At 59.0% G+C, this 25,671-nt stretch carries 24 protein-coding genes; 21 read left to right on the forward strand and 3 right to left on the reverse strand.

From position 1 onward, the window contains the following. Positions 1 to 23: 23 nt before the first annotated feature. The gene (locus AC1DZ5_RS11365; protein WP_477889063.1) at positions 24 to 1,283 is read right to left on the reverse strand and encodes an FAD-dependent oxidoreductase; all 1,260 of its coding nucleotides are present in this window, start codon (positions 1,281 to 1,283) and stop codon (positions 24 to 26) included. Between the two features lie 287 nt (positions 1,284 to 1,570). On the opposite strand from AC1DZ5_RS11365, the gene rpsB reads away from it, so the two are divergent. From rpsB to AC1DZ5_RS11470, 21 genes are all read left to right on the forward strand, one after another. Further along, positions 1,571 to 2,323 (forward strand): 30S ribosomal protein S2, encoded by a 753-nt coding sequence (gene rpsB / locus AC1DZ5_RS11370; RefSeq protein WP_477889065.1) that lies wholly within the window; start codon positions 1,571 to 1,573, stop codon positions 2,321 to 2,323. A gap of 83 nt (positions 2,324 to 2,406) precedes the next feature. Next, positions 2,407 to 3,330 (forward strand): translation elongation factor Ts, encoded by a 924-nt coding sequence (gene tsf, locus AC1DZ5_RS11375; RefSeq protein ID WP_477889067.1) that lies wholly within the window; start codon positions 2,407 to 2,409, stop codon positions 3,328 to 3,330. 42 nt (positions 3,331 to 3,372) lie between these two features. Further along, on the forward strand, positions 3,373 to 4,095 hold the full coding sequence (pyrH, locus tag AC1DZ5_RS11380; RefSeq protein WP_477889069.1) for a UMP kinase: 723 nt from the start codon (positions 3,373 to 3,375) through the stop codon (positions 4,093 to 4,095). Positions 4,096 to 4,141: 46 nt separating this feature from the next. Beyond that, entirely contained in the window at positions 4,142 to 4,702 is a 561-nt protein-coding gene (gene frr, locus AC1DZ5_RS11385; protein WP_310341911.1) for a ribosome recycling factor, read from the forward strand. 12 nt (positions 4,703 to 4,714) lie between these two features. Further along, a complete protein-coding gene (uppS, locus tag AC1DZ5_RS11390; RefSeq protein ID WP_477889072.1) occupies positions 4,715 to 5,440 on the forward strand; it encodes a polyprenyl diphosphate synthase in 726 nt (241 codons plus the stop codon). A 13-nt stretch (positions 5,441 to 5,453) separates the two neighbouring features. Continuing rightward, a complete protein-coding gene (locus AC1DZ5_RS11395; RefSeq protein ID WP_477889074.1) occupies positions 5,454 to 6,299 on the forward strand; it encodes a phosphatidate cytidylyltransferase in 846 nt (281 codons plus the stop codon). Further along, positions 6,296 to 7,507 (forward strand): 1-deoxy-D-xylulose-5-phosphate reductoisomerase, encoded by a 1,212-nt coding sequence (locus AC1DZ5_RS11400; RefSeq protein WP_477889078.1) that lies wholly within the window; start codon positions 6,296 to 6,298, stop codon positions 7,505 to 7,507. Before AC1DZ5_RS11395 ends, AC1DZ5_RS11400 begins: the two co-directional genes overlap by 4 nt. A gap of 16 nt (positions 7,508 to 7,523) precedes the next feature. After that, positions 7,524 to 8,888: an RIP metalloprotease RseP gene (rseP, locus tag AC1DZ5_RS11405; protein ID WP_477889080.1), complete on the forward strand. Its 1,365-nt coding sequence runs from the start codon at positions 7,524 to 7,526 to the stop codon at positions 8,886 to 8,888. A gap of 55 nt (positions 8,889 to 8,943) precedes the next feature. Next, positions 8,944 to 11,241 (forward strand): outer membrane protein assembly factor BamA, encoded by a 2,298-nt coding sequence (gene bamA, locus AC1DZ5_RS11410; RefSeq protein ID WP_477889082.1) that lies wholly within the window; start codon positions 8,944 to 8,946, stop codon positions 11,239 to 11,241. Further along, positions 11,241 to 11,750, forward strand: a complete 510-nt coding sequence (locus tag AC1DZ5_RS11415) for an OmpH/Skp family outer membrane protein (protein ID WP_477889084.1) — start codon at positions 11,241 to 11,243, stop codon at positions 11,748 to 11,750. The genes bamA and AC1DZ5_RS11415 overlap by 1 nt, the downstream gene beginning before the upstream one ends. 30 nt (positions 11,751 to 11,780) lie before the next feature. After that, positions 11,781 to 12,773 (forward strand): UDP-3-O-(3-hydroxymyristoyl)glucosamine N-acyltransferase, encoded by a 993-nt coding sequence (lpxD, locus tag AC1DZ5_RS11420; RefSeq protein WP_477889086.1) that lies wholly within the window; start codon positions 11,781 to 11,783, stop codon positions 12,771 to 12,773. Then, positions 12,770 to 13,210, forward strand: a complete 441-nt coding sequence (gene fabZ, locus AC1DZ5_RS11425; RefSeq protein WP_105259702.1) for a 3-hydroxyacyl-ACP dehydratase FabZ — start codon at positions 12,770 to 12,772, stop codon at positions 13,208 to 13,210. The genes lpxD and fabZ overlap by 4 nt, the downstream gene beginning before the upstream one ends. A gap of 9 nt (positions 13,211 to 13,219) precedes the next feature. Beyond that, complete coding sequence (gene lpxA / locus AC1DZ5_RS11430; protein ID WP_477889089.1) at positions 13,220 to 14,014, forward strand: acyl-ACP--UDP-N-acetylglucosamine O-acyltransferase; 795 nt, start codon at positions 13,220 to 13,222, stop codon at positions 14,012 to 14,014. Positions 14,015 to 14,034: 20 nt separating this feature from the next. Continuing rightward, positions 14,035 to 15,210, forward strand: coding sequence for a lipid-A-disaccharide synthase (gene lpxB, locus AC1DZ5_RS11435; protein WP_477889091.1), 1,176 nt, complete (start codon positions 14,035 to 14,037; stop codon positions 15,208 to 15,210). After that, positions 15,182 to 15,817, forward strand: a complete 636-nt coding sequence (gene rnhB / locus AC1DZ5_RS11440; protein WP_477889093.1) for a ribonuclease HII — start codon at positions 15,182 to 15,184, stop codon at positions 15,815 to 15,817. The genes lpxB and rnhB overlap by 29 nt, the downstream gene beginning before the upstream one ends. Continuing rightward, a complete protein-coding gene (locus AC1DZ5_RS11445) occupies positions 15,814 to 16,602 on the forward strand; it encodes a TrmH family RNA methyltransferase (protein WP_477889095.1) in 789 nt (262 codons plus the stop codon). Before rnhB ends, AC1DZ5_RS11445 begins: the two co-directional genes overlap by 4 nt. Positions 16,603 to 16,754: 152 nt before the next feature. Beyond that, on the forward strand, positions 16,755 to 17,921 hold the full coding sequence (carA, locus tag AC1DZ5_RS11450) for a glutamine-hydrolyzing carbamoyl-phosphate synthase small subunit (RefSeq protein ID WP_477889097.1): 1,167 nt from the start codon (positions 16,755 to 16,757) through the stop codon (positions 17,919 to 17,921). Then, positions 17,918 to 18,586 carry a leucine efflux protein LeuE gene (gene leuE, locus AC1DZ5_RS11455; RefSeq protein ID WP_477889099.1) on the forward strand — a complete coding sequence of 223 codons (669 nt, stop codon included), beginning with the start codon at positions 17,918 to 17,920 and terminating at the stop codon, positions 18,584 to 18,586. Before carA ends, leuE begins: the two co-directional genes overlap by 4 nt. Before the next feature lie 37 nt (positions 18,587 to 18,623). After that, positions 18,624 to 21,878: a carbamoyl-phosphate synthase large subunit gene (gene carB / locus AC1DZ5_RS11460; RefSeq protein ID WP_477889101.1), complete on the forward strand. Its 3,255-nt coding sequence runs from the start codon at positions 18,624 to 18,626 to the stop codon at positions 21,876 to 21,878. Between the two features lie 107 nt (positions 21,879 to 21,985). Beyond that, positions 21,986 to 22,462, forward strand: coding sequence for a transcription elongation factor GreA (gene greA, locus AC1DZ5_RS11465; protein WP_477889103.1), 477 nt, complete (start codon positions 21,986 to 21,988; stop codon positions 22,460 to 22,462). Next, the gene (locus AC1DZ5_RS11470; RefSeq protein WP_477889105.1) at positions 22,462 to 22,884 is read left to right on the forward strand and encodes a DUF4149 domain-containing protein; all 423 of its coding nucleotides are present in this window, start codon (positions 22,462 to 22,464) and stop codon (positions 22,882 to 22,884) included. Before greA ends, AC1DZ5_RS11470 begins: the two co-directional genes overlap by 1 nt. A 66-nt stretch (positions 22,885 to 22,950) precedes the next feature. Here AC1DZ5_RS11470 and AC1DZ5_RS11475 read toward each other — a convergent pair whose 3' ends face one another. Continuing rightward, on the reverse strand, positions 22,951 to 23,427 hold the full coding sequence (locus AC1DZ5_RS11475; RefSeq protein ID WP_310341959.1) for a YhbY family RNA-binding protein: 477 nt from the start codon (positions 23,425 to 23,427) through the stop codon (positions 22,951 to 22,953). A gap of 50 nt (positions 23,428 to 23,477) precedes the next feature. Next, a complete protein-coding gene (locus AC1DZ5_RS11480; protein ID WP_477889107.1) occupies positions 23,478 to 25,592 on the reverse strand; it encodes an adenylate/guanylate cyclase domain-containing protein in 2,115 nt (704 codons plus the stop codon). Positions 25,593 to 25,671: the final 79 nt, after the last annotated feature.

Here is a 25,671-nt window from a genome sequence, read left to right on the forward strand (position 1 = left end):
TTTTGTTCAAAGACAACACTTTTTTACACCGCAAAACGCGTAGGCAACAGATGCGCTGTAGGCAGTGCAGTGTCCTTGGCGCCAACCAAATCGGCCAGCAGCCGGGCAGAGCCACAGGCCAGCGTCCAGCCGTTGGCGCCATGCCCCAGATTCAGCGAGACGCCCGCTAGCCCACTGGGGCCAATCAGAGGCATGCCATCCGCCGCCAAGTGGCGCGTACCGCGCCAAACCTGGGTGCCCGAGGGGTAGTTGGCCGCGCCGGGGTAGTACTGCTCCAGGGAGCGGTACAACTGGTTGACGGTGACATCGTCTTTGGTGCCGGTGTCCTCTCCCAGTTCGGCCCCGCCACTCACGCGGATGCGTTGGCCCAAGCGGTTGATGCTGACGCCACTCTGCAAGTCTTGTACGGCACTGCGGGGGGCGTTGAGCGGCTCCCGCACGGTCACGCTCAAGACGTAGCCATGCAGCGCCATTAATGGCACCCTTTGTCGCAATGTGGCAGGCAATACGTCTGGCAAGCCGCCGGTGCAAAAAACAATGTGGTCGAAGCTTTGGGTTTCGCGTCCAGCGTCGCTGGCCAGGTCTATGCCGGGCTTGGCGTGGGCATGCAACTGCGTTACAGCGGTGTTGAACCGGAATTGCACCCCAAGCCGTTGCGCTTCTTGGCGCAGCAGCAGCGCAAACTGCCGGCAATTGGTGACCTGGTTGCCGGGAAACCACAGTGCGCCCTGAAAGGGTGCGGCGGCATGTAGGGCGGGTTCATGCTGGCGGGCCTCGTCGGCGCTCAGCAGTTTGCAGGTGACGTCTTGTGCTTTGAGCGCCTGTAGTACTGGTTGCAGCTCTTCGGGTGCGGTGGCAGTGCGCAGCAGTAGCAATTGTCCATCGCTGCGCTCCAGTTCCAGCTGGCAGGCGCCGGCGATGTGGGTCAAGCGCTCTGCGCTGTAGGCGGCTAGCTGCTGGCCAGCGCGCTGCACCTCCGCATAGTTTTGGGGGGAGTGGAGCTTGGTCCAGCGCCGCAGCCACTTCAGCTGCTGGCCAGATTTCCAGGGTGTACGCGTCAGGCGCCGTGCGCTGCGAACCAGGCGCGCCAAGCCATTGCCGTGCCACTCGGGTGTAGAAAACGGCAGGGTGAAGCTGGGGGCCACCACGCCATTGTTGGCAAAGCTGGCGCCTTCACACGCTGCGGCCGCTTTTTCCAGGACCGTGACGGAATGCCCATCCAGCGCAAGCTCGTAGGCTGTAACGATGCCCACCACTCCGGCTCCCACTACTGCAATCTTCATTGTTTCTTTCTGTAACCCGGCAGCGATTCCAGCCACCCAAAACCGTATTTTTTCACAAGCCGAAGCTGGTTTTTCACGCTCAAGCGTAGTGGCGGTGTTTGTTACGTGTTCGGCTGCGCGCCTCTTGGGGCAAGAAAGGCCCGCATGGTATACTCGATAGGCTTTGCTGAGAGCGTTTCGCTATTAGGCAAGCAATCGCAAACCGGTCCAGCCAAGGTGTTGTTGTTGAAGCAGGGCTTCGCAGCGATGAGCGGATCGGATTTAAGACCTAACCTTTGGAGTTAAATATGGCAGTTACTATGCGCGAAATGCTGGAAGCCGGCGTTCACTTTGGACACCAAACCCGCTTCTGGAACCCCAAGATGGCTCCGTTCATCTTCGGCCACCGCAACAAAATCCACATCATCAACCTGGAAAAGTCGTTGCCGATGTTCCAGGACGCGGCCAAGTTTGTCCGCCAGCTGTCCGCCAAGCGCGGCACCATTCTGATGGTGGGCACCAAGCGCCAAGCCCGTGAAATCGTGTCCGCAGAAGCCCAGCGCGCCGGCGTTCCTTTTGTGGACCAGCGCTGGTTGGGCGGCATGCTGACCAACTTCAAGACCGTCAAGACCTCCATCAAGCGCTTGAAGGACATGAAGGTTCAGCAAGAAGCTGGCCTGGACAGCATGAGCAAGAAAGAGCAACTGATGTTTGCCCGTGAGCTGGAAAAGCTGGAAAAAGACATCGGTGGTATCCAGGATATGAACACCTTGCCTGACGCGATTTTCGTGATCGACGTGGGTTACCACAAGATTGCCATTGCTGAAGCCAAGAAGCTGGGAATCCCTCTGATCGGCGTGGTGGACTCCAACCATTCCCCAGAAGGCATTGACTACGTGATCCCCGGTAACGATGACTCCTCCAAGGCTGTCACTCTGTACGCCCGCGGCATCGCCGATGCGATTCTGGAAGGCCGTGCCAACGCCATGGACGACGTTGTGAAGGCCGTTGCCGCTGAAGGCGATGATGAGTTCGTTGAAGTGAGTGAAGCGTCTGCTTAAGCAGCTTTTCACCCTAAAAAGGGGGCTTTGTTGCCCCTTTTTTTTAGCTCTTATTTAAACTACTGAATTACGGAGAATCCCAAATGGCAGCAATTACAGCAAGCATGGTGGCAGAACTGCGCGGCAAGACCGATGCCCCCATGATGGAATGCAAAAAGGCATTGACCGAAGCCGAGGGCGATATGGCCAAGGCAGAGGAACTGTTGCGCGTCAAGCTGGGTAGCAAGGCTGGCAAAGCCGCTGCCCGCGTGACCGCCGAAGGCGTGGTTGCGACCAACATTGAAGGCGCTGCTGGTGCACTGATTGAAGTTAACTGCGAAACCGACTTTGTGACCAAGAACGACAGCTTCTTGACATTGGCGAACGCCGCAGCTTCTTTGGTTGCCAAGCACAATCCTGCTGACGTCGCCGCTTTGAGCGCTCTGGCTTACGAGCAAGATGGTTTCGGCCCCACCCTGGAAGACGTTCGCAAGGGTCTGATCGGCAAGATCGGTGAAAACATGACGTTCCGCCGTTTCAAGCATTTCGACGGCTCTACCAAACTCGCTTCTTACCTGCACGGTACTCGCATTGGTGTTGTGGTGGAATTCGACGGTGAAGAAGTCGCCGCCAAGGACGTGGCCATGCATGTGGCAGCAATGAAGCCGGTGTCGTTGTCGTCTGACCAAGTACCCGCCGAGTTGGTGGAGCGCGAGCGCTCTGTGGCTGCTGCCAAGGCTGCCGAAGACGCTGCGATAGCAACTGCTGCCGGAAAACCTGTCCAATCCGCTGAAATCGTGGCCAAGCGCATCGAAGGTGGCGTGCAGAAGTTTCTCAAGGAAGTCTCTTTGTTCAACCAGCCTTTCGTCAAGAACGACAAGCAGACCGTTGAGCAGATGCTGAAGTCTGTCAACACCACCGTCAAGGGTTTCACCCTGTACGTGGTTGGTGAAGGCATTGAGAAAAAGGTTGACGACTTTGCTGCCGAAGTGGCTGCACAAGTCGCTGCTGCCAAGCAAGCTGCTTAAATTCTGCCCCCTAAACCTTCCATTCCCCTATCGGAGATCTCCATGAGTCAAGAAAAGCCCGCCTACAAGCGCATATTGCTAAAGCTGTCGGGCGAGGCTTTGATGGGGGACGATCAGTTCGGTATCAACCGTGACACCATCGTTCGCATGGTGGATGAGATTGCTGAAGTGACCCGGCTGGGGGTGGAGGTTGCAGTGGTCATTGGTGGCGGCAACATTTTCCGCGGTGTGGCGGGCGGTTCGGTGGGTATGGACCGTGCTACGGCCGACTACATGGGCATGTTGGCCACGGTCATGAATGCCTTGGCCTTGGGTGACACCATGAACAAGGCAGGACTGACTGCCCGTGTCATGTCGGCTATTGGTATTGAGCAGGTTGTTGAACCCTATGTGCGCCCCAAGGCCTTGCAATACCTCGAAGAGGGCAAAGTGGTGATTTTTGCCGCTGGCACTGGCAACCCGTTCTTCACTACCGACACGGCCGCTGCATTGCGTGGTGCCGAAATCGGCGCAGAGATTGTGCTGAAGGCGACAAAGGTAGACGGTGTCTACTCAGCTGACCCCAAAAAAGATGCATCCGCTACGCGCTATGCCAGTATCACTTTCGATGCCGCCATGACGCAAAATCTCGGCATCATGGACGCTGCAGCTTTTGCGCTGTGCCGTGACCAAAAGTTGCCTATCAAGGTGTTTTCCATCTTCAAGCATGGCGCTCTGAAGCGCGTGGTGCTCGGTGAAGATGAGGGTACGCTGGTTCACGTGTAAGCCCTTTAGAGGGGCTGTCTGGTTGAGTTGATCTGAGGAAGAAATCATGTCAATTGAAGACATCAAAAAGAGCCTTGAGAGCAAGATGGACCAATCCATCGGTGCGCTCAAAAACAACCTCACCAAAATTCGTACGGGGCGGGCTAACCCAGCCTTACTGGATACGGTGCAGGTGGACTATTACGGCTCCATGCTGCCAATCAGCCAGGTAGCGAATCTTTCGCTCTTGGATTCCCGCACGATCAGCGTGCAGCCTTGGGAAAAAGGCATGGGTGCAAAGATCGAGAAAGCGATTCGCGATAGCGATCTGGGGCTCAATCCCTCCAGCATGGGTGATTTGATTCGTGTGCCTATGCCCGCCATGACTGAAGAACGCCGTCGTGAATTGACCAAGGTGGTGCGCACAGAAGGTGAGGCCTCCAAGGTCGCCGTGCGCAATCTCCGCCGTGATGCCAACGAAGCGGTCAAGAAGCTGGTGAAAGACAAACTGGCTTCCGAAGACGACCAAAAGCGCTGCGAAGCGGATGTTCAAAAGGCCACGGACAAACACATCATTGAAATTGACCGCCTGGTAGCCTCCAAAGAGCAAGACATCATGGCGGTTTGACGCCATACCACTATGGCAACCCTCGTTGCAGTGCCACGGCATGTGGCCATCGTCATGGACGGAAATGGGCGTTGGGCTTCCAAGCGTTTTTTGCCTCGTATTGCAGGGCACAAGCAGGGGGTCGAGACCCTCAAGAAAATCGTGCGGGCATGCGCGCACCGGCAGATTGAAGCGCTGACTGTTTTTGCATTCTCGTCGGAAAACTGGAATCGGCCCGCGGAAGAGGTCTCTGGCTTGATGGACATCTTGGCCGGTGCGCTTGCCAAGGAAGTATCCCAACTCAAGCGCGATGGTGTGCGGCTGCATTTCGTGGGTGATCGGACGGGTTTGTCTGCGCGCGTGCTGCATGGGTTTTCCGATGCAGAAACGGAAACCAGTTCCAATACCCGTTTGGTGTTGAATGTGTGCTTCAACTATGGCGGTCGCTGGGATATTGTTCAGGCAGCACGGCAATTGGCCCAATCGGGAACTGATATTGATGAGACGTCGTTGTCCGCGGCATTGTCGTTGGCGCCGATGGCAGATCCTGATCTCCTGATTCGCACCGGCGGAGAGTTTCGCATCAGCAACTTTCTCTTGTGGCAGTGTGCGTACACCGAGTTGTATTTCAGTCCCCTGTTTTGGCCTGACTTTGATGAAGCGGCCTTGGACGCCGCTTTGGCGGAGTACAAGGCGCGGGAACGCCGGTTTGGGAAAACCTCAGCCCAAGTCGTAGCGGATGTCCCACAAGCCAAATGAACAAGGTCTACCCATGTTGAAACAGAGAGTGATCACCGCCATCCTGTTGTTGGCCATATTGCTGCCGGCGGTCTTTTATCCCAACCCCTTGGCCTTTCAGGCGGTTGCCTTGTTGTTGATCGCCGCGGGTGGCTGGGAATGGGCTCGATTGAATCAGTACGGTAACTTCGGGGCTTGGGGCACCGGGCTGTTGTGCGTTGCCTTGTGCGGGTTGTTCTTTTGGGCTGGGTGGGTGAGTGTGCCGTTGCGGGAACTTTGGCTGGCCGTAGGCGCAGCCTGGGTTTTAGGTGGTAGTTGGCTACTTTTCCACGGCGCAGGCGCTTGGCGCACCATTCCTCAGTTCGTGCGCTGGTGCCTGGGCGTATTGGCGCTGTGCGCAGCGTGGCTGGCCGTTGCACAGGCGCGTAACCTGGGACACAATTTTTTGTTCTCGGTGCTGGTGTTGGTCTGGGTGGCAGACGTGTTTGCATATTTCTCGGGGCGCTTAATGGGTGGGCGAGTTTTCAAGAGAAAGCTGGCGCCATCGATCAGCCCAGGGAAAACCTGGGAAGGGGTCGCCGGAGGTGTTGTGGGCGTCTTGATGTGTGCCTTTGTCTGGCAGTGGGTTGAACGGTCTCTGGCGACCACAACCTCCAGTATTTACCGACAGATGTCGGATGTCAGCCCCGTAGTGGCTGTGCTGGCCGTTGTGTTTCTGGCTGCCTGGAGTGTGGTGGGGGATTTGGTGGAGTCGTTGATCAAACGCAGTGCTGGGGCGAAGGACAGCAGCCATTTGCTGCCAGGCCATGGCGGTGTGCTGGATCGCCTGGACGCCTTGTTGCCCGTGATTCCCCTTGCCATGATGTTGCACACCCTATGACACAGGATATAACGCCAGCCAAGCGCCATGTAGTGGTGCTGGGCTCCACAGGGTCGATCGGGGTCAACACGCTGGATGTAATGGCACGCCATCCCCATTTGTTTCAGGCGTTTGCGCTGACTGCTGCGACCCGCGTGGAATTGCTGTTGGCGCAATGTCTGCAGCACGCTCCGGTTTTTGCGGTGATGGGCAGTGAGTCGCATGGCCGCGAATTGCAAGCGCGGCTGAAGGCTGCTGGTAGCAGCACGGTAGCCCTGTGGGGCCCTTCGGCATTGGAAGAGGTTGCTGCGCACCCTGCGGCTGACACTGTGATGGCTGCGATTGTGGGTGCCGCAGGTCTTGGCCCTTGCATTGCCGCAGCGCGAGCGGGCAAGCGCCTGTTGCTGGCCAACAAGGAAGCGTTGGTTGTGGGCGGGGAGTTGTTTCTGGATGCGGTGCATGCAGGTGGCGCGACCCTACTGCCGATTGACAGCGAACATTCCGCAATTTTTCAATCGCTCCCTGAAGACTCCACGCGTTGGGCTTCTTGTGTGGACAAAATCATTTTGACGGCGTCAGGCGGGCCTTTTCGCACGCGCTTGCCGTCGTCTCTGGTGGACGTGACGCCCGAGCAGGCCTGTGCCCATCCCAACTGGGTGATGGGGCGCAAGATCTCCGTGGATTCGGCGACGATGATGAACAAGGCTCTGGAGGTGATTGAGGCCCGCTATCTGTTTGGTGTGTCCCCCGAGCAGATTCAGGTGGTGATCCATCCACAAAGCGTCATCCATTCCATGGTGCAGTTCGTCGATAACTCGGTGGTGGCCCAGTTGGGCACCCCGGATATGCGAGGCCCCATTGCCTATGGGTTGTCCTGGCCCCAGCGCGTGGAGTCCGGGGCAGCTGCGCTGGATTTTACGACGCTGTCCGCGTTGACGTTTGAGTCCATGGATTCAAATGAACATCGCACCCGCTTCCCGGGCCTGCAGTTGGCGTGGGATGCCTTGAACGCAGTCCCAGGCACCACCGCGGTATTGAATGCCGCCAACGAGGTGGCGGTGGCAGCGTTTTTGAATCGGGAGATTCGTTTTGACCAGATTCATCGTGTGAACACGGAAACCCTGGTCCAGGTTCAGCCAACACCGCCTGGGTCGGTAGATGATCTGATTGCTCTGGATGCGCTGTCGCGACGGTCTGCAGAGCAGGTAAGCCGCCAGTTGGCGCGCTAATGCTGGACACCGCACCATGCTGACCGTTGCCTCATTCATTGTTGCGATCGCAATCTTGGTGGCGGTGCATGAATGGGGCCACTACGCCATGGCGGTGGTTTCCGGCGTCAAGGTGTTGCGGTTTTCTGTGGGCTTTGGTCCCAAAATTTGGGGCTGGACATCTGTCCGCTCAGGCACCGAGTTTGTCGTTTGCGCATTGCCGCTGGGCGGCTACGTCAAGATGCTCGATGAACGCGAAGGCGCTGTGGATCCCAAAGATCGCCACTTGGCATTCAATACCCAGCCGTTGAAAGTGCGTGCGGCTGTTGTTGCTGCAGGGCCGCTCGCCAATTTGGTATTGGCCGTGTTGCTGTACTCGGTGGTGCATTGGACGGGCATGCAGGAGTTCGAGGCCAAACTGTCCAAGCCGGTGACTGGATCACTGGCTGCTGGGCTGGGTTTGGAAGGGGGCGAGCGGGTGTTGCGTGTTGGTGCTACTGAGGCCAGCTTGAAACCCGTCCAGTCATTTGAGGACTTTCGCTGGCAACTGACCCGCCATGCGTTGGCCCACGAAGATCTTTTGATGGAGTACCAGCCATCATCTGGTGCAGCTTCGGTTGCCCAAGTGCGGTTGAATCTGGATGCGCTGGATGTCCGCACGGCGGATTCAGAGTTATTCCGAAAAATAGGATGGCTCGGCCCCTGGTCTGCCGCGGTAGTGGGTGATGTTCGAGCTGGCGGTGCTGCCGCGGCTGCGGGACTGCAGTCGGGGGATGTCGTTCTGCAGGTTGACGACTTGGCGATCGGTGACGGTGCCCATTTGCGTGAAATTATTCGTTCAAGTGCCGAATCACCGCAAATACAGGTGCAGCGCTGGACGGTGGTGCGTGGCGGGCAGCAATTGGTCATACCCGTTACACCCACGCGCGAACAGAACGGTGCTGTCGTAGTGGGGCGCGTGAACGCCATGATCGGCGCGATGCCAGCGACGGTGCTTGTGCGATACGGGGTGGTCGATGGCATTACCCGCGCACTGCAGCGCACCTGGGAAGTCTCTGCGTTGACCCTGCGCATGATGGGCAAGATGGTGATTGGCGAGGTTTCCCTCAAAAACTTGAGCGGGCCGCTCACCATTGCCGACTACGCAGGCAAATCGGCCGCGTTAGGGTGGTCGCAGTTCCTGGTGTTTTTGGCTTTGATCAGCATCAGCTTGGGCGTGCTCAACCTGTTGCCGCTACCGGTGCTCGACGGTGGTCACCTGATGTATTATCTTTGGGAGTTGCTGACTGGAAAGGCTGTTTCGGACGCTTGGATGGGGCAACTGCAGCGCGTGGGGCTGGTCATTTTGCTGATGATGATGTCCGTCGCGGTTTTCAACGACCTGACACATTTGCTGGGTTAGTGCCTGGCCCGACGGATCCGGTGAGCGGATATCCCGAGTTTTTGAATTGGTAACTATGTATTTCGACCGATCTTCTATGCGTGCTGTGGTGTGTTCTGTGGCCGTCGGCCTGGTGGCCCAGGCTGCGCTGGCATTGGAGCCATTTTCTGTTCGCGATATTCGGGTCGAAGGCCTGCAACGTGTAGAAGCTGGAACCATTTTTGCGTCTTTGCCGGTGCGTGTGGGGGATACCTACACAGACGACAAGGCAGCGGCGTCCATTCGTGCACTGTTCGGGCTGGGTCTTTTCAAGGACGTGCGCATTGAAGCTGCCAATGGGGTATTGGTGGTCATTGTCGAAGAGCGCCCCACCATTGCCGATGTGGACTTTGTGGGCGCCAAGGAATTTGACAAAGATGTGTTGAAGAAGGCGCTGCGTGAAATTGGCCTGACTGACGGCCGACCTTTTGATAAAGCCTTGGTGGACCGCGCCGAGCAGGAACTCAAGCGCCAGTACATCAACAAAAGCATGTATGCAGCCGAAGTGGTAACGACAGTGACCCCGATGGAGCGCAATCGCGTGAATGTGAGCTTCTCCGTGACGGAGGGTGACACCGCCAAAATTAGCGCTATCAAGATTGTGGGTAATACGGCGTTTTCGGAAAGTACGTTGCGTGGCTTGTTCGACTCCGATACAGGAAGCTGGCTGAGCTGGTACACGAAGTCGAACCGATATTCGCGTACCAAATTGAATGCAGACATTGAGACACTGCGCTCCTATTATTTGGCACGCGGCTATCTGGAGTTCAAGGTGGACTCCACACAGGTCGCCATTTCTCCCAACAAGCAAGACATTGAAGTCACAATCAACATTACCGAAGGCGATCGATTTGTGGTGTCAGGCATCAAGCTCGCAGGCAATTACCTGGGCAAGGAAGATGAGTTCCAGTCCCTGATCACCATCAAGGCAGGTGAGGCTTACAACGCGACAGAGGTTGCGCAAACCACCAAGGCATTTACCGATTACTTTGGCAACTTTGGTTTCGCATTCGCCCGTGCAGAAGCGCGCACAGACATTGACCGAACTACCAACCGCGTTGCCGTGACGCTGGTAGCGGACCCGTCTCGCCGCGTTTATGTGAGACGCATCAACCTAGCAGGCAATGACCGGACACGCGATGAAGTGATTCGACGCGAGTTTCGGCAATTGGAAGCCGCCTGGTACGACGGTGAAAAAATCCGCCAGTCACGCAACCGTGTAGACCGCTTGGGATACTTTACCAATGTAGGTATTGAAACGCAGGAGGTTTCTGGCTCGCCAGACCAAGTGGATCTGAACGTGACGGTGGCAGAAAAGCCAACCGGAAGTATTAGCTTGGGTGCAGGTCTCTCTAGCGCGGATGGTTTGGGTCTCTCGTTTGGATTCAAGCAGGAGAATGCATTCGGATCAGGGAATTCTCTGGGGATGGAAGTCAACACCAGTAAAGCCAATCGCACGATTGTGTTCAGTACGACGAATCCTTATTTCACAGAAGATGGTGTGTCGCGTGCGATCGACGTGTACCAGCGGACTTCCCGCCCCTACGATGATGTGGATACTTATGCGATTGAGACAACTGGCGCGGCTATCCGTTTCGGCGTTCCTTTCACAGATTCGGATACCGTGTACTTAGGAATCGGCGCGGATCGCACACGCATCATCCCAGGAACGTTGCTGCCCACGGTATACCAAGACTTTGCCAATGAGTTTGGCTACAGCAGCACGGCATTGCCTCTAAGCATTGGGTGGTCGCGTGATACACGCGACAGCGCCTTGGTACCTAGCACTGGTAAGGTTATCCGTGCTTCTGGTGAGTGGAGCGTGGGCGGTGACCTCCGTTACGCACGTGGTACAGCCCAGTATCAGCAATACTTTCCGATTTCCCGCAAAGTTACGGCTGCATTTAGTTCAGATATTTCCTTGGGTGCTGGTACCAATGGCCTTTCTTACCCAGTCTTTAAGAATTACTATTCGGGCGGCTTAGGATCTGTGCGTGGTTTTGAACAAGGCAGTTTGACAACTGCGGCGCAGCGGGCTGGGGGGGTGACAGCTACTGGCGGCACCAAAAAGATTACCTTTAATGGCGAGTTGCTGGCTCCATTGCCTGGCGGCGGCAACGATCGTACGTTACGCGTGTATGGTTTTGTGGATGCCGGTGGCATCTACGGAGCGGATGAATCCATCCAGCTGGCGGATATGCGTTCTTCTTTTGGTGTCGGTATCAGCTGGATTTCACCGGTGGGGCCGTTGCGTTTGGCATTCGCACGCCCGATTACCAAGTTTGATGGCGATAAAATCCAAGGTATTCAATTCCAGATCGGAACTACTTTCTAATGAAACACGTTAAAGCAATGTGGGGTGTGGCGCTGCTATTGGCAATAGCAGCGACAGGTGTGCAAGCGCAAGAGTCGAAAATTGGCTACATCAATACCCAACGTATCACCACAGAATCTGCTCCTGCGAAGGCGGCGCAAACTAAGCTGGAACAAGAGTTCGCCAAGCGCCAGAAAGAGCTGACTGATCAACAGCAAGTGCTGAAGACCATGAGTGAGCGGTTCGAACGCGATGCTCCCACGTTGGCGGAAACCCAGCGTGTGACGCGACAAAAAGAATTTGCCGAGCAAAGCCGCGACTTTCAACGTAAACAACGTGAATTTCAGGAGGACCTGAATGGTCGTCGCAACGAAGAGCTGCAGCAAGTGCTCGACAAAGCCAACAAGGCCGTCAAGCAAGTGGCAGATGCGGAGAAATACGATTTGGTGATCCAGGAAGTGGTGTACAGCAATGGTCGCCACGACATCACCGAAAAGGTTCTCAAGATTCTCAATTCCGGCGCCAAGTAAGTCTTGGACCGGCAGGCGAGGGGAGAACAGATGGACCTCGCTTCCATCGTGAGTGCGTTGGGTGGGGAGCTGCATGGGGATGCAGCCCGTGTTATCACAGGCTTGGCTCCACTGGAGACAGCTACCTCGAACGAGCTCAGTTTTCTCAGCAATCCCAAATACCAACTGCAGCTGGCGGACTCAAACGCCGCCTGCGTGATCGTGGGTGTGGCTATGCGTGATGCTGCTGTTGCGCGCGGCGCCTGCATCGTTACCGAACAACCGTATCTGTATTTTGCGAAAGTGACGCAGTTGTGGAAACGACAGCGGGATCTGGCACGAGGCAAGGCGCATGGGCCCTCACAAGGTCCGTGGGTTCATCCCAGTGCCGTGGTCGATCCTGCCGCCACCATTGATGCAACGGCCACCATTGGCCCTTTGTGCGTGGTGGAAGCTGGTGCACGTGTGGGCGCTCATTCAGTGCTTAAGTCGCGTGTTACCTTGGGCGAAGATTGCGTCGTTGGCGCGCGTTGCGTCCTTCACGCAGGCGTGGTGATCGGCGCCGATGGATTCGGTTTTGCACAGGATGGTGAGCGCTGGGAAAAGATTGAGCAACTCGGTGCAGTACAGATTGGCGATGATGTCGAAATTGGCGCCAACACCTGTATCGACCGCGGTGCCCTGCAAGACACGGTCATTGAAGACGGTGTGAAGCTGGACAACCTGATCCAGATTGGCCACAACGTGCGTGTGGGGCGCAACACCGCCATGGCCGGTTGCGTGGGGGTGGCGGGCTCTGCCACCATTGGACCCAATTGCACCATTGGTGGTGGCGCTATCGTGTTGGGCCACCTGACCTTGGGCCCCAATGTGCATATTTCGGCGGCCACGGTGGTCAGCAAATCGATTTTGAAGCCCGGGCACTACACCGGAATATTTCCGATTGACGAGAACGCCTCTTGGGAGCGCAACGCTGTAACGCTGAAGCAGTTGCACAGCCTGCGCGACCGTATCAAAAACCTGGAAAAAGAGTTAAAAAAATGATGGACATCCACAAAATTCTGAAGCAACTACCGCACCGTTATCCCTTCCTGCTCGTGGACCGCGTGCTGGAGCTGGACAAGGGCAAGACCATCAAGGCCTTGAAGAATGTCACTATTAACGAACCTTTTTTTGAAGGCCACTTTCCGCACCGCCCCGTAATGCCGGGCGTGCTGATGCTGGAGGCGCTGGCTCAGGCTGCGGCCCTGCTGGCCTTTGATGCACTGGACACATCGCCGAATGACCAGATGGTCTACTACTTCGCGGGCATCGATGGTGCGCGCTTCAAGCGCCCCGTGGAGCCGGGTGACCAGCTGATCCTGAATGTGGAGTTGCTGCGCATGAAGGCCGGAATTTTCAAGTTCAAGACCAGCGCGACCGTCGGTGATGAGCTGGCTTGTGAGGCCGAGCTGACCTGCGCCATGCGCGCGATTGCCTAAGAGGTGCGCGTGTCTGCTATCCACGCCACTGCCCTTATCGACCCCAAGGCCGAGCTCGATAGCTCGGTAACCGTCGGGCCGTACACCGTCATCGGCCCGCATGTGCGCATTGGTGCCGGAACCACGGTGGGCCCGCACTGCGTGATCGAAGGCCACACCACCATTGGCCAGGACAACCGCATTTTCCAGTTCAACTCGCTGGGTGCGATTCCGCAGGACAAGAAGTACGCGGGCGAGCCCTGCGAACTGATCATTGGTGACCGCAACACCATCCGCGAGTTTTGCACCTTCAACATCGGCTCCCCCGGTGACGTCGGCAAGACGGTGCTGGGCAATGACAACTGGATCATGGCCTATGTGCACCTGGCGCACGACTGCCTGGTGGGTAACAACGTGATTTTTGCCAACAACTCGCAGTTGGCTGGCCACGTGCATGTGGGTGACTGGGTGATTTTGGGTGGCTTTACCGTGGTGCATCAGTTTGTGCGCCTGGGTGCCCACAGCATGACGGCCATGTGCTCATTGCTGTTTGCCGATGTACCCCCGTTTGTCATGTGCCAGGGCCAACCCGCCGCAGCCCGCTCCATGAACTTTGAAGGTCTGCGCCGCCGCGGCTTCTCGCCTGAGCGCATCTCGGGCGTCAAGGCCATGCACAAGGCGCTGTACCGCGACGACCTGACGCTGGAGCAAGCCAGGCAACGCATTGCTGAGCTGGAAGCTGCGCACCCTGAAACCGCCCCCGATGTGGCCATGATGAATGGCTTTCTGGGCGCCGTGTCCGCCCAACGCGGCATCGTTCGTTAAGTACAGCGTTTCGCCCAGGTATGAACCCGTCCCACGCCTCCAATGGCGCCCCCACGGTGGCCATGGTCGCAGGGGAGGCCTCGGGCGATCTGCTGGCCGGCTTGCTACTCGGTGGCGTGCACCAGCGCTGGCCGGAGGCCGTAGCGCAGGGTATAGGTGGCCCGCAGATGGCCCAGCAGGGCTTTCAGGCCTGGTGGCCCCACCACAAGCTGGCGGTACATGGGTTCAGTTGGGAGTTGCTCAAGCGCTACCGGGAGATCGTCGGCATCCGCCAGCAGTTGGGTGATCGTCTGCTGGCGGATAAGCCCGATGTCTTCATCGGCGTGGACGCGCCGGACTTCAACCTGGACCTGGAAGCGCGCCTGAAAGGGCAGGGCGTCAAAACCGTGCATTTCGTCTGCCCGTCCATCTGGGCCTGGCGGCCCGAGCGGGTGGAGAAAATCCGCCGCAGCACTGACCATGTGCTCTGCATTTTTCCGTTCGAGCCCGAGCTGCTCGCGGCCCACGGTATTGCTGCCACCTACGTGGGCCACCCACTGGCCAATGTGATCCCCATGGAGCCTGACAAGGCTGCCGCTCGCCGTGCCCTGGGTTTGGACGATGACGATGCGGTAGTCGCCATCCTGCCCGGCAGCCGCCAGTCAGAGATTCGTCACCTGGCTTTACGCTTCTTTCGGGCTGCAGCCCGCGTCCAATCTGCGCAGCCAGCTACCAAATTCATAGTGCCCTGCGTGCCTGGCCTATTGCCTGAGATCGAAGCATTGGCACTCAAGAGTGGCATGCAGGGTCGCTTGCAGCTGCTCAGCGGGCAGTCCCACGCTGCACTGGCGGCTTGCGATGTGACGCTGATTGCCAGCGGCACCGCCACGCTGGAGGCCGCGCTGTTCAAGCGCCCCATGGTGATCGGCTACCACATGGCCTGGCTGTCCTGGCAGATCATGCGGCGCAAACGCCTGCAACCCTGGGTAGGTTTGCCCAATATCCTGTGCCAGCGTTTTGTGGTGCCCGAACTGCTGCAGGACGCCGCCACGCCGGAGGCGCTGGCGCGTGAAGTACTGGCCTGGTTGGATGCGCGCACCTCTGATCCTGCGAAAATAGCGGCCTTGCACACCACCTTCACCGCTTTGCACGCCACGTTGCAGCGCGACACCGCCACCCTTGCCGCCGATGCCATCGAAAAAGTCCTCCAAGCCTGAGCCTGCCCAGCAGGTTGCCTTTGTCTGGGACCTGCCCGGGCTGATCGCCGGCGTGGACGAGGCCGGCCGTGGCCCGCTTGCGGGGCCCGTGGTGGCCGCCGCGGTGATTCTGGACGACCTGAACCCGATTGCCGGTCTCAACGATTCCAAAAAGCTCACCGCGCTCAAACGCGAAAAGCTGTTTGACGAAATCCGCGCCAAAGCGCTGTGCTGCTCGATTGCACAGGCCAGTGTGGAAGAAATTGACGAAATCAACATCCTGCAGGCAACCATGCTGGCGATGCGCCGTGCCGTGGAGGGCCTACGCCTGAAACCCGCCAAGGTGCTGGTGGACGGCAACCGCTTGCCGGTGCTGGATGTGCTGGCCGAGGCCATTGTGCGCGGTGATGCCACGGTGCAAGCCATCTCTGCCGCTTCCATCTTGGCCAAGGTAACCCGTGACCGCTGGTGCGCTACGCTGGACCAGCAGTACCCCCACTATGGCTTTGCCGGTCACAAAGGCTACGGTACGGCCGAGCATCTGGCCGCCCTCAAGATGCATGGCGCCTGCCCCGAGCACCGCAAAACCTTTGCCCCTGTGACTCAGGTGTTGCGTGTGTCGCTATGAGTGATCCTGTGGTTGTCACTTCTCGCGAGAACCCGCTGCTCAAGGAATTGCGCAAGCTCAGTACTGACAACACCGCCTACCGCAAGGCCGGTCGGTTTTGGGTGGAGGGTGACCATCTGTGCAGTGCTGCGTTGCAGCGTGGCCTGCAGCCTGCCGCTTTGGTGGTTTCAGAGTCATTTTGGCAAAACCCAAAATCCGGGCCGCTAGCCCCCGTGGAATATGCGCGAGCAGCTATCAAAACCATAGTGATCCCGGACGCCTTGTTCCGAGAACTGAGTGGCCTGGAGTCCCCCGCCAAGGTGGGCTTTTTGCTGGATTTACCGCTGGACACCGTGATACAGCCCGGCGCGGCTACCGTCATCCTGGACCGTGTGCAGGACGCTGGCAACGTGGGGTCCATCCTGCGCAGTGCCGGGGCCTTCGGCTTTCGCCAGGTGCTGGCGCTCAAGGGCACGGCCGCGCTGTGGAGTCCTAAAGTGTTGCGCGCCGGCATGGGAGCGCACTTTGGCCTGCAACTGATTGAGGGACTGGAGCTGTCCGATCTGGACGCCCTGGCCGTCCCACTGGTCGTCACCAGCTCCCACCAAGGAGATCTGGTGCATCAACTGGCCTTGCCCCACCCCTGTGCCTGGGCCATGGGGCACGAAGGGCAGGGCGTGTCCGCCGAGCTGATGGCCCGCGCCAGCATCTTTGCGCGCATTGGTCAGCCGGGAGGGGAGGAGTCGCTCAACGTGGCAGCGGCTGCAGCGATTTGCCTGCACGCGAGCAGTTTGACGCTGGTCTGAAACCGAATTTCGCTGGCCCCTCAGCTATAATGAGAGGCTATCCAGAAAACAGCCGTCCCAAGCGCACCTCTGAACATCCCCTCACAGCAGCACCCGCCAAGAGCCATTCTTGAGCGCGTTTGGGCGTACCCGTAACCCATCCGGAGAAACCAGTGCTTTTGTCTCTCAAGGGAACCACCCCACCCGCCATTCTGGCGCTCGCAGACGGCACGGTCTACATTGGCAATTCCATTGGAGCCGTCGGCTCCACCGTCGGTGAAGTCGTGTTCAACACGTCCATGACCGGCTACCAGGAGATCCTCACCGATCCCAGCTATTGCCAGCAGATCGTCACCCTGACCTACCCCCACATCGGCAACTACGGTGTCAACCCCGAAGACGTGGAGTCCGACAAGGTCCACGCCGCGGGCTTGATCATTAAAGACCTGCCGCTGGTGGCCAGCAACTTCCGCAAAACCCAGACGCTGACCGAGTACCTGGTCGCCGAGGGCACGGTGGCAATTGCCAACATCGACACCCGCCAACTGACCCGTCAGCTGCGCACCCAGGGCGCGCAAAACGGGTGCATCCTGGCACTAGCCACCGGTGAGTCGGTAACCAAAGAGGCGATTGAGAAAGCGGTAGCCGCTGCCAAGGGCGCGCCCAGCATGGCTGGTCTGGATCTGGCCGAGGTCGTCTCCAGCACTGAAGGCTACGGCTGGACCGAGTCCGAGTGGACATTGGGCAAGGGCTACGGCCAGCAGACCACCCCCAAGTTCCACGTCGTCGCCTATGACTTTGGCGTGAAGAAAAACATCCTGCGCATGCTCGCCGAACGTGGTTGCAAGGTCACCGTGGTGCCTGCGCAAACCTCCGCTGCCGACGTGCTCAAGCTCAACCCTAACGGCATCTTCCTGTCCAACGGCCCTGGCGACCCCGAGCCCTGCGATTACGCGATTGCCGCTGCCAAAGAGCTCATCGAAACCGGTACGCCCACGTTCGGTATCTGTCTGGGTCACCAGATCATGGCCCTGGCCAGCGGTGCCAAGACCTTCAAGATGAAGTTCGGTCACCACGGCGCCAACCATCCGGTCAAAGACCTGGACAGCGGCCGCGTCTCCATCACCAGCCAGAATCACGGGTTTGCGGTGGATGAGAAGTCGTTGCCCACCAACCTGCGTCCCACCCACATCAGCCTGTTCGACAACACGCTGCAAGGGCTGGAGCGCACCGATAAACCTGCGTTCTGCTTCCAGGGCCACCCTGAGGCATCGCCTGGTCCGCACGACATCGGTTACCTGTTCGACCGTTTCATCACCGAAATGGAAAAGCGCGCATGAGCTTCTACGGTGTCACCGACCTCTGGACCTACGTGATAGGCGCTTTGGGCATCATCTTGTTGCCCGGCCCGAACTCGTTGTTCGTTCTGTCGGTGGCCACCGTGCGCGGTGTCAAGGCGGGCTACCAGGGCGCCATGGGCGTGTTTGTGGGCGATACGATCTTGTTGTTGCTCACCGCGCTAGGTGCTGCCAGCCTGTTGCGTACTTACCCGGCCCTGTTCATGGTCGTGAAGTACGCAGGTGCGGCCTACCTGACTTGGGTGGGTGTGAATCTGCTGATCGCTGCGGTAAAGAAGTGGCGCAACAACAGCCCGGTGGATGTGTCCGCAGATGCCGCAGTGGCACAAGCCACGGCCAACCTGCAGCAGCCTTTCAAGCGCGCGCTGGTCATCAGCCTGCTGAACCCAAAGGCGATTTTGTTTCTGCTGTCCTTCTTCGTGCAGTTCATTGACCCGCACTACGACACGCCAGCCGTGCCATTTCTGATCCTGAGCGCCATCATCATGGTGTTCAGCGCGCTGTATTTGTCTGCCCTGATTTTTGCGGGCGCCCGCCTGGCCCAGGGCTTCAGCCGCCGCAAGCGCCTGAGCGCCAGCCTGTCCAGTGCCGTGGGCGGCCTGTTTGTGTGGTTCGGCGCCAAGCTGGCCACCGCGAGCCTGAATTAATTAAAACGTAAAGAGCCTAAAAGCTACGAGTCTCACCATGCCAAAACGTACCGACATCAAAAGCATTCTCATCATCGGCGCCGGCCCCATCATCATCGGCCAGGCCTGTGAGTTCGACTACTCCGGCGTGCAAGCATGCAAGGCATTGCGTGAAGAGGGCTACAAGGTCATCCTGATCAACAGCAACCCTGCGACGATCATGACCGACCCGGCCACCGCCGACGTCACCTACATCGAACCCATCACTTGGCAAACGGTCGAGAAGATCATCGCCAAGGAAAAGCCAGACGCGATTTTGCCCACCATGGGCGGCCAGACCGCACTGAACTGCGCGCTGGACCTCTGGCACCACGGCGTGTTGGACAAGTACAAAGTGGAGCTGATCGGCGCTACCCCCGAAGCCATCGACAAGGCCGAAGACCGCCTGAAGTTCAAGGACGCGATGACCAAGATCGGTCTGGGTTCCGCGCGTTCGGGCATTGCCCACAGCATGGAAGAAGCTTGGAGTGTGCAAAAGACGCTGGGCTTCCCTACCGTCATTCGTCCTAGCTTCACGCTGGGCGGCACCGGTGGCGGCATTGCCTACAACTCCGAAGAGTTTGAGACTATCTGCAAGCGCGGTCTGGAAGCCTCGCCCACCAATGAGCTGCTCATCGAAGAGTCGCTCTTGGGCTGGAAAGAGTACGAAATGGAAGTGGTGCGTGACAAGGCGGACAACTGCATCATCGTTTGCTCGATTGAAAATCTGGACCCCATGGGTGTGCACACCGGTGACTCCATCACCGTGGCCCCGGCTCAGACGCTGACCGACAAGGAATACCAGATTCTGCGCAACGCGTCGCTGGCTGTGCTGCGCGAAATTGGCGTGGACACCGGTGGCTCCAACGTGCAGTTCTCCATCAACCCGGTCGATGGCCGCATGGTGGTGATTGAGATGAACCCGCGCGTGTCGCGTTCCTCCGCACTGGCTTCCAAGGCCACCGGTTTCCCCATCGCCAAGGTCGCTGCCAAGCTGGCTGTTGGCTTCACGCTGGACGAGCTGCGCAACGACATCACGGGCGGTGCCACCCCCGCGTCGTTCGAGCCCAGCATCGACTACGTGGTCACCAAGATCCCACGTTTTGCGTTCGAAAAATTCCCCACGGCCGACAGCCGCCTGACCACGCAGATGAAGTCGGTGGGCGAAGTGATGGCCATGGGCCGTACCTTCCAGGAATCCTTCCAGAAAGCCCTGCGCGGCCTGGAAGTCGGCGTGGACGGCATGAACGAGAAAACCCAGGACCGCGAAGTGCTGGAAAAAGAGCTGGGCGAGCCTGGCCCCGAGCGCATCTGGTACGTGGGTGACGCGTTTGCCCAGGGCATGAGCGTGGACGAAGTGTTTGCGCTGACCAAGATCGACCCCTGGTTCCTGGTGCAGATCGAGCAGATCGTGAAGCTGGAACTCGAAATCGAGCGCCTGCCCCAGCCTGCCATCGGCAGCGCCCTGGACAACATCGATGCAGCGACTCTGCGTGCCTTGAAGCAAAAGGGCTTCTCGGACCGTCGCCTGGCGCGTCAGTTCAAGACCACCGACAAGGCTGTGCGTGAAAAGCGCCGCGCCCTGGGCGTGCGTCCGGTCTACAAGCGCGTGGACACCTGTGCGGCCGAGTTCGCCACCAACACGGCCTACATGTACTCGACCTACGAGGCCGAAGGCTCTGAGTGCGAAGCCGCGCCCACGGACAAGAAGAAGATCATGGTGCTGGGCGGTGGCCCCAACCGCATCGGCCAGGGTATTGAGTTTGACTACTGCTGCGTGCACGCCGCGCTGGCCATGCGCGAAGACGGGTACGAGACCATCATGGTCAACTGCAACCCCGAAACCGTGTCCACCGACTACGACACGTCTGACCGCCTGTACTTCGAACCGCTGACGCTGGAAGACGTGCTGGAAATCGTGGACAAGGAAAAGCCGGTGGGCGTGATCGTGCAATACGGCGGCCAGACGCCTTTGAAGCTGGCACTGGACCTGGAAGCCAATGGCGTGCCCATCATCGGCACCACACCCGACATGATCGATGCAGCCGAAGACCGTGAGCGCTTCCAGAAGCTGCTGCATGAGTTGAAGCTGCGCCAGCCACCGAATGCCACGGCCCGTACCGAACCCGAAGCACTGGAAAAAGCCGCCGCTTTGGGCTACCCATTGGTCGTGCGTCCCAGTTATGTGCTGGGTGGCCGCGCCATGGAAATCGTGCACGAGCAGCGTGACTTGGAGCGCTACATGCGCGAAGCGGTCAAGGTGAGCAACGACTCGCCGGTGCTGCTGGACCGCTTTTTGAACGACGCGATCGAGTGCGATGTGGACTGCATCCGCGATGGCTCTGGCGACACCTTCATCGGTGGCGTGATGGAACATATCGAGCAAGCCGGTGTGCACAGCGGCGACTCTGCCTGCTCCCTGCCACCCTACAGCCTGAGCACGGATACCGTGGCCGAGATCAAACGCCAGACCAAGGCCATGGCCGGTGCGCTGAACGTGGTGGGTTTGATGAACGTGCAGTTCGCCATCCAGAACGTGGATGGCCAGGACGTGATCTATGTGCTGGAAGTGAACCCCCGAGCCAGCCGCACCGTGCCCTTTGTCTCCAAAGCTACGGGCATTCAGCTGGCCAAGGTGGCCGCGCGTTGCATGGCCGGCCAGACGCTGGCCAGCCAGGGCATTGGCAAAGAAGTGACACCGCCGTACTTCAGCGTCAAGGAAGCCGTGTTCCCGTTTGTGAAGTTCCCCGGTGTGGACACCATCCTCGGCCCCGAGATGAAGTCCACCGGTGAAGTCATGGGCGTGGGCAAGACCTTCGGCGAAGCCTTTGTGAAGTCGCAGTTGGGCGCAGGCGCCAAGCTGCCCCGCGGCGGCAAGGCCTTTATTTCGGTCAAGCAGACCGACAAGCCACGTGCTGTGGAGGTGGCACGTACGCTGGCCGCGCAAGGTTTTGAGATTGTGGCGACCAAGGGCACGGCCGCCGCCATCAACGCGGCCGGCGTGACCTGCAGCGTGGTGAACAAGGTGGCTGAAGGCCGCCCGCACATCGTGGACATGATCAAGAACGAGGAAATCTCCATGGTGGTCAACACCGTGGAGGAGCGCCGCAACGCGATTGCCGATTCGCGCCAGATCCGCACCTCGGCCCTGCTGGCCCGGGTGACGACCTACACCACCATCGCCGGTGCTGAAGCCGCGGTGGAAGGCATGAAGTACCTGGACAACCTGGGTGTGGTGTCGGTGCAGGAAATGCACGCACAACTTCAGGCCTGAGCCACCGCATAAGTTGGCATAATCCGATCCAACTGCATGGGACAGTGCCGCGCGCAAGCGTTGCACTGTCCTTGTCACTTTGAGGCCCTGTAATTTCTCTATCCACCATGGCAACCATTCCTATTACCAAGCGCGGCGCTGAAATCCTGAAGGCTGAGCTGCACAAGCTCAAAACCGTGGAGCGCCCTTGGGTGATCAACGCAATTTCGGAAGCGCGTGCCCAAGGCGATCTGAGCGAAAACGCCGAGTACGAAGCCGCCAAAGACCGCCAGGGCTTCATCGAAGGCCGCATCCAGGAAGTGGAAGGCAAGCTGTCGGCTGCGCAAATCATCGATCCAACCGAGCTGGACGCGGGTGGCCGTGTGGTGTTTGGTGCCACCGTGGAGCTGGAAGACGAAGACACGGGTGACCGCGTGAAGTACCAGATCGTGGGTGAAGACGAGGCCGACCTCAAGCTGGGCCTGGTCAATATCAGCTCCCCCATTGCCCGCGCCTTGATCGGCAAGGAAGAGGGCGACACCGCCGTGGTGCAAGCCCCCGGTGGCGAGAAGGCCTACGAAATCGTGGCCGTTCACTACCTCTGATGCGCAGTCTGCCCCTGTGGTTGGCTGCCGTCTGGGCCATCAGCCTGAGCGTACTGGGCCTGTTCGTGGTGCCCATGCTGTTTGTTCACCTGCCCACGCCTGCCATGGCCGGGCAAATGGCGGCGAAGCTGTTCACGGTGCAGACTTGGGTGTCGGTGGCCTGTGGCGTGCTGCTTCTGCTGGTTTTTAGATCAAACAAGCCCCTAGCCCCCGTAGATACTGCGCAAGCTGCTACGCTTTTTGTAGTGGCTGGTGTGTTGCTCGCACTCCTTGTGGAGCTGGCGGTGGCGCCGCGCATCGTGGCGCGTGACAACTTGGCGCTGTGGCACAAGGTGGGTAGCGCCCTGTACCTGGCGCAGTGGCTGTGTGCGCTGGTGGTGTTTGGCAAACTGGCCCATGCCGCCACCCGACCACCGGCCTGAACCCACCGCGCAGGCATAAAAAAACCGGAGCATCAGGCTCCGGTTTGCAAGGGAAGGGTGCCCGACTCAGGTCTGGCTGCGTTTCTTGACGCTGGTTTTTGGCTTCGGCTTGGCGCGCTTGATGTTGCCACCGGGCGTGAGGCGCTGGTTGCCCAACACACGCAGGGTTTTCACTTCGGGGCGCTGGCCGGGGCGCTTGCTGAACTTCAGCACCTTGAAATCACGCGGACCCGCCATGCGGTCTTCGTCAACCACTTTTTCTTTCACGGGCTGGGGGCGCCAGAGCACCAGCAGCTTGCCGATGTGCTGGATGGGGGCAGCGTTCAATTCGTCGGCCAGGGTCTTGAACATCTCTTCGCGGGCTACGCGATCGTCGGAAAACACACGCACCTTGATCAGGCCGTGGGCGTTGAGTGCTGCGTCAACTTCTTTTTTGACGTTGGCCGTCAGGCCATCGCCACCGACCATGACAACGGGGTCCAGGTGGTGGGCTTCAGCGCGGTGTTCCTTGCGCTGGGCAGGAGTCAGTTGGATTTGAGGCATGCCCGTATTATCGACGCAATGGTGCCGGCGCGGAATGGCGCCAGTACCATTCAGGTCGGGGACTGGTCCTTGGTGCGCTGGCCCTGGCATTTTTCCAGCATCCGTTGGGCCACGGTGTCGTGCGGGAAGCGCGTCAGGATCGCGGCATAGGCCTCGGCTGCTGCCGCAAAGTTGTTGTCTGCGTAGTGGGCATAGGCCTCCACCGTCAGGTTGCAGAGCCGGGCTTCTTCGGGTGTGGCCGCGGTTTCCTCGTCGCCATCGCGGATGGCCAGCAGCTCGTAGACCAGCAACTCGCCCTTGCGGCCCTTGACCACGACTGTGTCGATAGGGCGTAGCCACAGGCGTTCACCGGCCGCCCGGTAAACCGCGTGGCTGACGCATACCCAGGTGCCCAGTTCCTTGTTCAGGCCTTCCAGCCGCGCGGCCACGTTCACGCCATCGCCCATGACGGTGTAGCTCACCCGTTCGGCCGATCCCACATTGCCCACCAACACAGAATCGCTGTGGATGCCGATGCGCACCTTCAAGGCCGACATGGACTGAGCGGTCCACTCCTGGTTGCGCAAGGCCATGCGGCGCTGCGAGCGCACTGCTGCCACACACGCCAGGTAGGCGTGGTTGTCTAGTGGGTTGGGTGCGCCCCAGAACGCCATCACGGCGTCGCCAATGTATTTGTCCACCGTGCCATGTTCCTGCTCGATGGACTGGGTGACACTGGCGAAGTAGTCGGACACCCGGGACAACAGCTGCTGCGAAGGTTCGGATTCCGACAGGGTGGAGAAGCCTTCCAGATCGGTGAAGAACAGGGTCAGGTAGCGGTTCTCCACCCCCAGCCGCGTGCCCTGGCCCGAGTCGATGAGCTGCTTGACCAGCCCGCGAGGCACGTAGGACGTGAACGATTCCAGCGCACGCGTGAGCGTGAACACAGCTTTGGCCAGGTGACTGATTTCGGCAATGCGTGACTCGACCATGGGCGCTTGCAAGAATTCGAAGTCGCGGATATGCACCACTTCTTCCGCCAATTGCTCAATGGGGCGCGACAGGGCGCGTGACAGGCGGTAGATCAGCACCAACTGTAGGAAAAACACCAAGGTTCCAAAAATCAGCAAACGGCGGTTGGTGTCCTTGATGCCACCCACAAAGTCGTCGGTGGGGGCAATGATCAGCAGCTCCCACGGTTTTTTGAAGTTCTTGGGAAAGGGGGAGAACACGCCGATGTACTCGGTGTCGTCTGGCCCTGCCGTGAAGTGGAAGCGGTCGGTGCCGCTGCGAATCCGCTCGGCCAACGCTGCGGTCACGCGCACATCCCCCAACTTGCCCAACTGGTTTTGTACCAGTTCGTTGTCCTTCAGGGTCAGGCCACGCTCAAATTCCGGGTGGGCGATCACGCCACCATGGTCGTCCGCAATGATGGTGATGCTATTGGGGCTGACCCGATTGTCCGAGAGGTAACCCGACAGCGTCTTGAGCGTCAGGTCAATGGCAAACACGCCGGACGTATGCCCTGCGGTCACGATGGGCGCTGTCACAGTGATGCCCAACTCCCCGGAACTGGCAAAGGGGTAGACGTCGGACACGATCAGCGTCTGCAGGCGTGCCGCCTCCTTGTAGTAGCCACGGGTTCGCGGGTCGTAGTTCACCGGCCCGGTATCGCTGCCCAGCACCGTGCCCCAGGCGCTGTGGAATCGGTACTGGTCCTGCGGATCGCTGGCGCCAGTCAGGTTGCGCTGGTCAATGAAACGCTCAATGATTTGGGTGCCGGTAGGTACCGGCTTGTCCAGCACGGGACGGCCGGGCACAACCCGGCGGACCTGGCGAAAGCTGCCGTCCTCAAACGCGGCATAGGCTGCATACACGGCTTCATTCGAAGCCACGATTTCATGTAGATAGTCGGATGCGCTGGGCTCCCGGAAGTAATCGGGCTTGTCGCGCATCAGGGTGCTGGCGGCGCGCGCATTGCTGATGAAGGGACTCAGCAAGCGCTCTGCGTTGTTGAAGTTCTCGTGGACGGACTTTTCGATGAACTTGTTCGAATAGTCTTCGATCAGCAGCGAGTTGGCCCGGTAGCTGACCAGCAAGAAGGCGATGATCACCGGCAGTGTCAGCACGACAAACAGCCAGCTGATGGTGACGTGCAGTTTGACGTTGCGCTTGAACAGGGGCATGCCTTCCTCTCGGGTCTTGGGGCCTCCTTGGAGGAAGATCTCCGTCAAAGGTCAACCCGCAACTATAGAGGAGATGCAG

The sequence above is a fragment of the Rhodoferax sp. P1_F3 genome, assembly GCF_056405715.1.

What these genes read in the sequence shown, in the direction of transcription:
- AC1DZ5_RS11365 (WP_477889063.1), bottom strand. Translation starts at nt 1,283, where the DNA reads ATGAAGATTGCAGTAGTGGGAGCCGGAGTGGTGGGCATCGTTACAGCC.
- rpsB (WP_477889065.1), top strand. Translation starts at nt 1,571, where the DNA reads ATGGCAGTTACTATGCGCGAAATGCTGGAAGCCGGCGTTCACTTTGGA.
- tsf (WP_477889067.1), top strand. Translation starts at nt 2,407, where the DNA reads ATGGCAGCAATTACAGCAAGCATGGTGGCAGAACTGCGCGGCAAGACC.
- pyrH (WP_477889069.1), top strand. Translation starts at nt 3,373, where the DNA reads ATGAGTCAAGAAAAGCCCGCCTACAAGCGCATATTGCTAAAGCTGTCG.
- frr (WP_310341911.1), top strand. Translation starts at nt 4,142, where the DNA reads ATGTCAATTGAAGACATCAAAAAGAGCCTTGAGAGCAAGATGGACCAA.
- uppS (WP_477889072.1), top strand. Translation starts at nt 4,715, where the DNA reads ATGGCAACCCTCGTTGCAGTGCCACGGCATGTGGCCATCGTCATGGAC.
- AC1DZ5_RS11395 (WP_477889074.1), top strand. Translation starts at nt 5,454, where the DNA reads ATGTTGAAACAGAGAGTGATCACCGCCATCCTGTTGTTGGCCATATTG.
- AC1DZ5_RS11400 (WP_477889078.1), top strand. Translation starts at nt 6,296, where the DNA reads ATGACACAGGATATAACGCCAGCCAAGCGCCATGTAGTGGTGCTGGGC.
- rseP (WP_477889080.1), top strand. Translation starts at nt 7,524, where the DNA reads ATGCTGACCGTTGCCTCATTCATTGTTGCGATCGCAATCTTGGTGGCG.
- bamA (WP_477889082.1), top strand. Translation starts at nt 8,944, where the DNA reads ATGTATTTCGACCGATCTTCTATGCGTGCTGTGGTGTGTTCTGTGGCC.
- AC1DZ5_RS11415 (WP_477889084.1), top strand. Translation starts at nt 11,241, where the DNA reads ATGAAACACGTTAAAGCAATGTGGGGTGTGGCGCTGCTATTGGCAATA.
- lpxD (WP_477889086.1), top strand. Translation starts at nt 11,781, where the DNA reads ATGGACCTCGCTTCCATCGTGAGTGCGTTGGGTGGGGAGCTGCATGGG.
- fabZ (WP_105259702.1), top strand. Translation starts at nt 12,770, where the DNA reads ATGATGGACATCCACAAAATTCTGAAGCAACTACCGCACCGTTATCCC.
- lpxB (WP_477889091.1), top strand. Translation starts at nt 14,035, where the DNA reads ATGAACCCGTCCCACGCCTCCAATGGCGCCCCCACGGTGGCCATGGTC.
- rnhB (WP_477889093.1), top strand. Translation starts at nt 15,182, where the DNA reads ATGCCATCGAAAAAGTCCTCCAAGCCTGAGCCTGCCCAGCAGGTTGCC.
- AC1DZ5_RS11445 (WP_477889095.1), top strand. Translation starts at nt 15,814, where the DNA reads ATGAGTGATCCTGTGGTTGTCACTTCTCGCGAGAACCCGCTGCTCAAG.
- leuE (WP_477889099.1), top strand. Translation starts at nt 17,918, where the DNA reads ATGAGCTTCTACGGTGTCACCGACCTCTGGACCTACGTGATAGGCGCT.
- carB (WP_477889101.1), top strand. Translation starts at nt 18,624, where the DNA reads ATGCCAAAACGTACCGACATCAAAAGCATTCTCATCATCGGCGCCGGC.
- greA (WP_477889103.1), top strand. Translation starts at nt 21,986, where the DNA reads ATGGCAACCATTCCTATTACCAAGCGCGGCGCTGAAATCCTGAAGGCT.
- AC1DZ5_RS11470 (WP_477889105.1), top strand. Translation starts at nt 22,462, where the DNA reads ATGCGCAGTCTGCCCCTGTGGTTGGCTGCCGTCTGGGCCATCAGCCTG.
- AC1DZ5_RS11475 (WP_310341959.1), bottom strand. Translation starts at nt 23,427, where the DNA reads ATGCCTCAAATCCAACTGACTCCTGCCCAGCGCAAGGAACACCGCGCT.
- AC1DZ5_RS11480 (WP_477889107.1), bottom strand. Translation starts at nt 25,592, where the DNA reads ATGCCCCTGTTCAAGCGCAACGTCAAACTGCACGTCACCATCAGCTGG.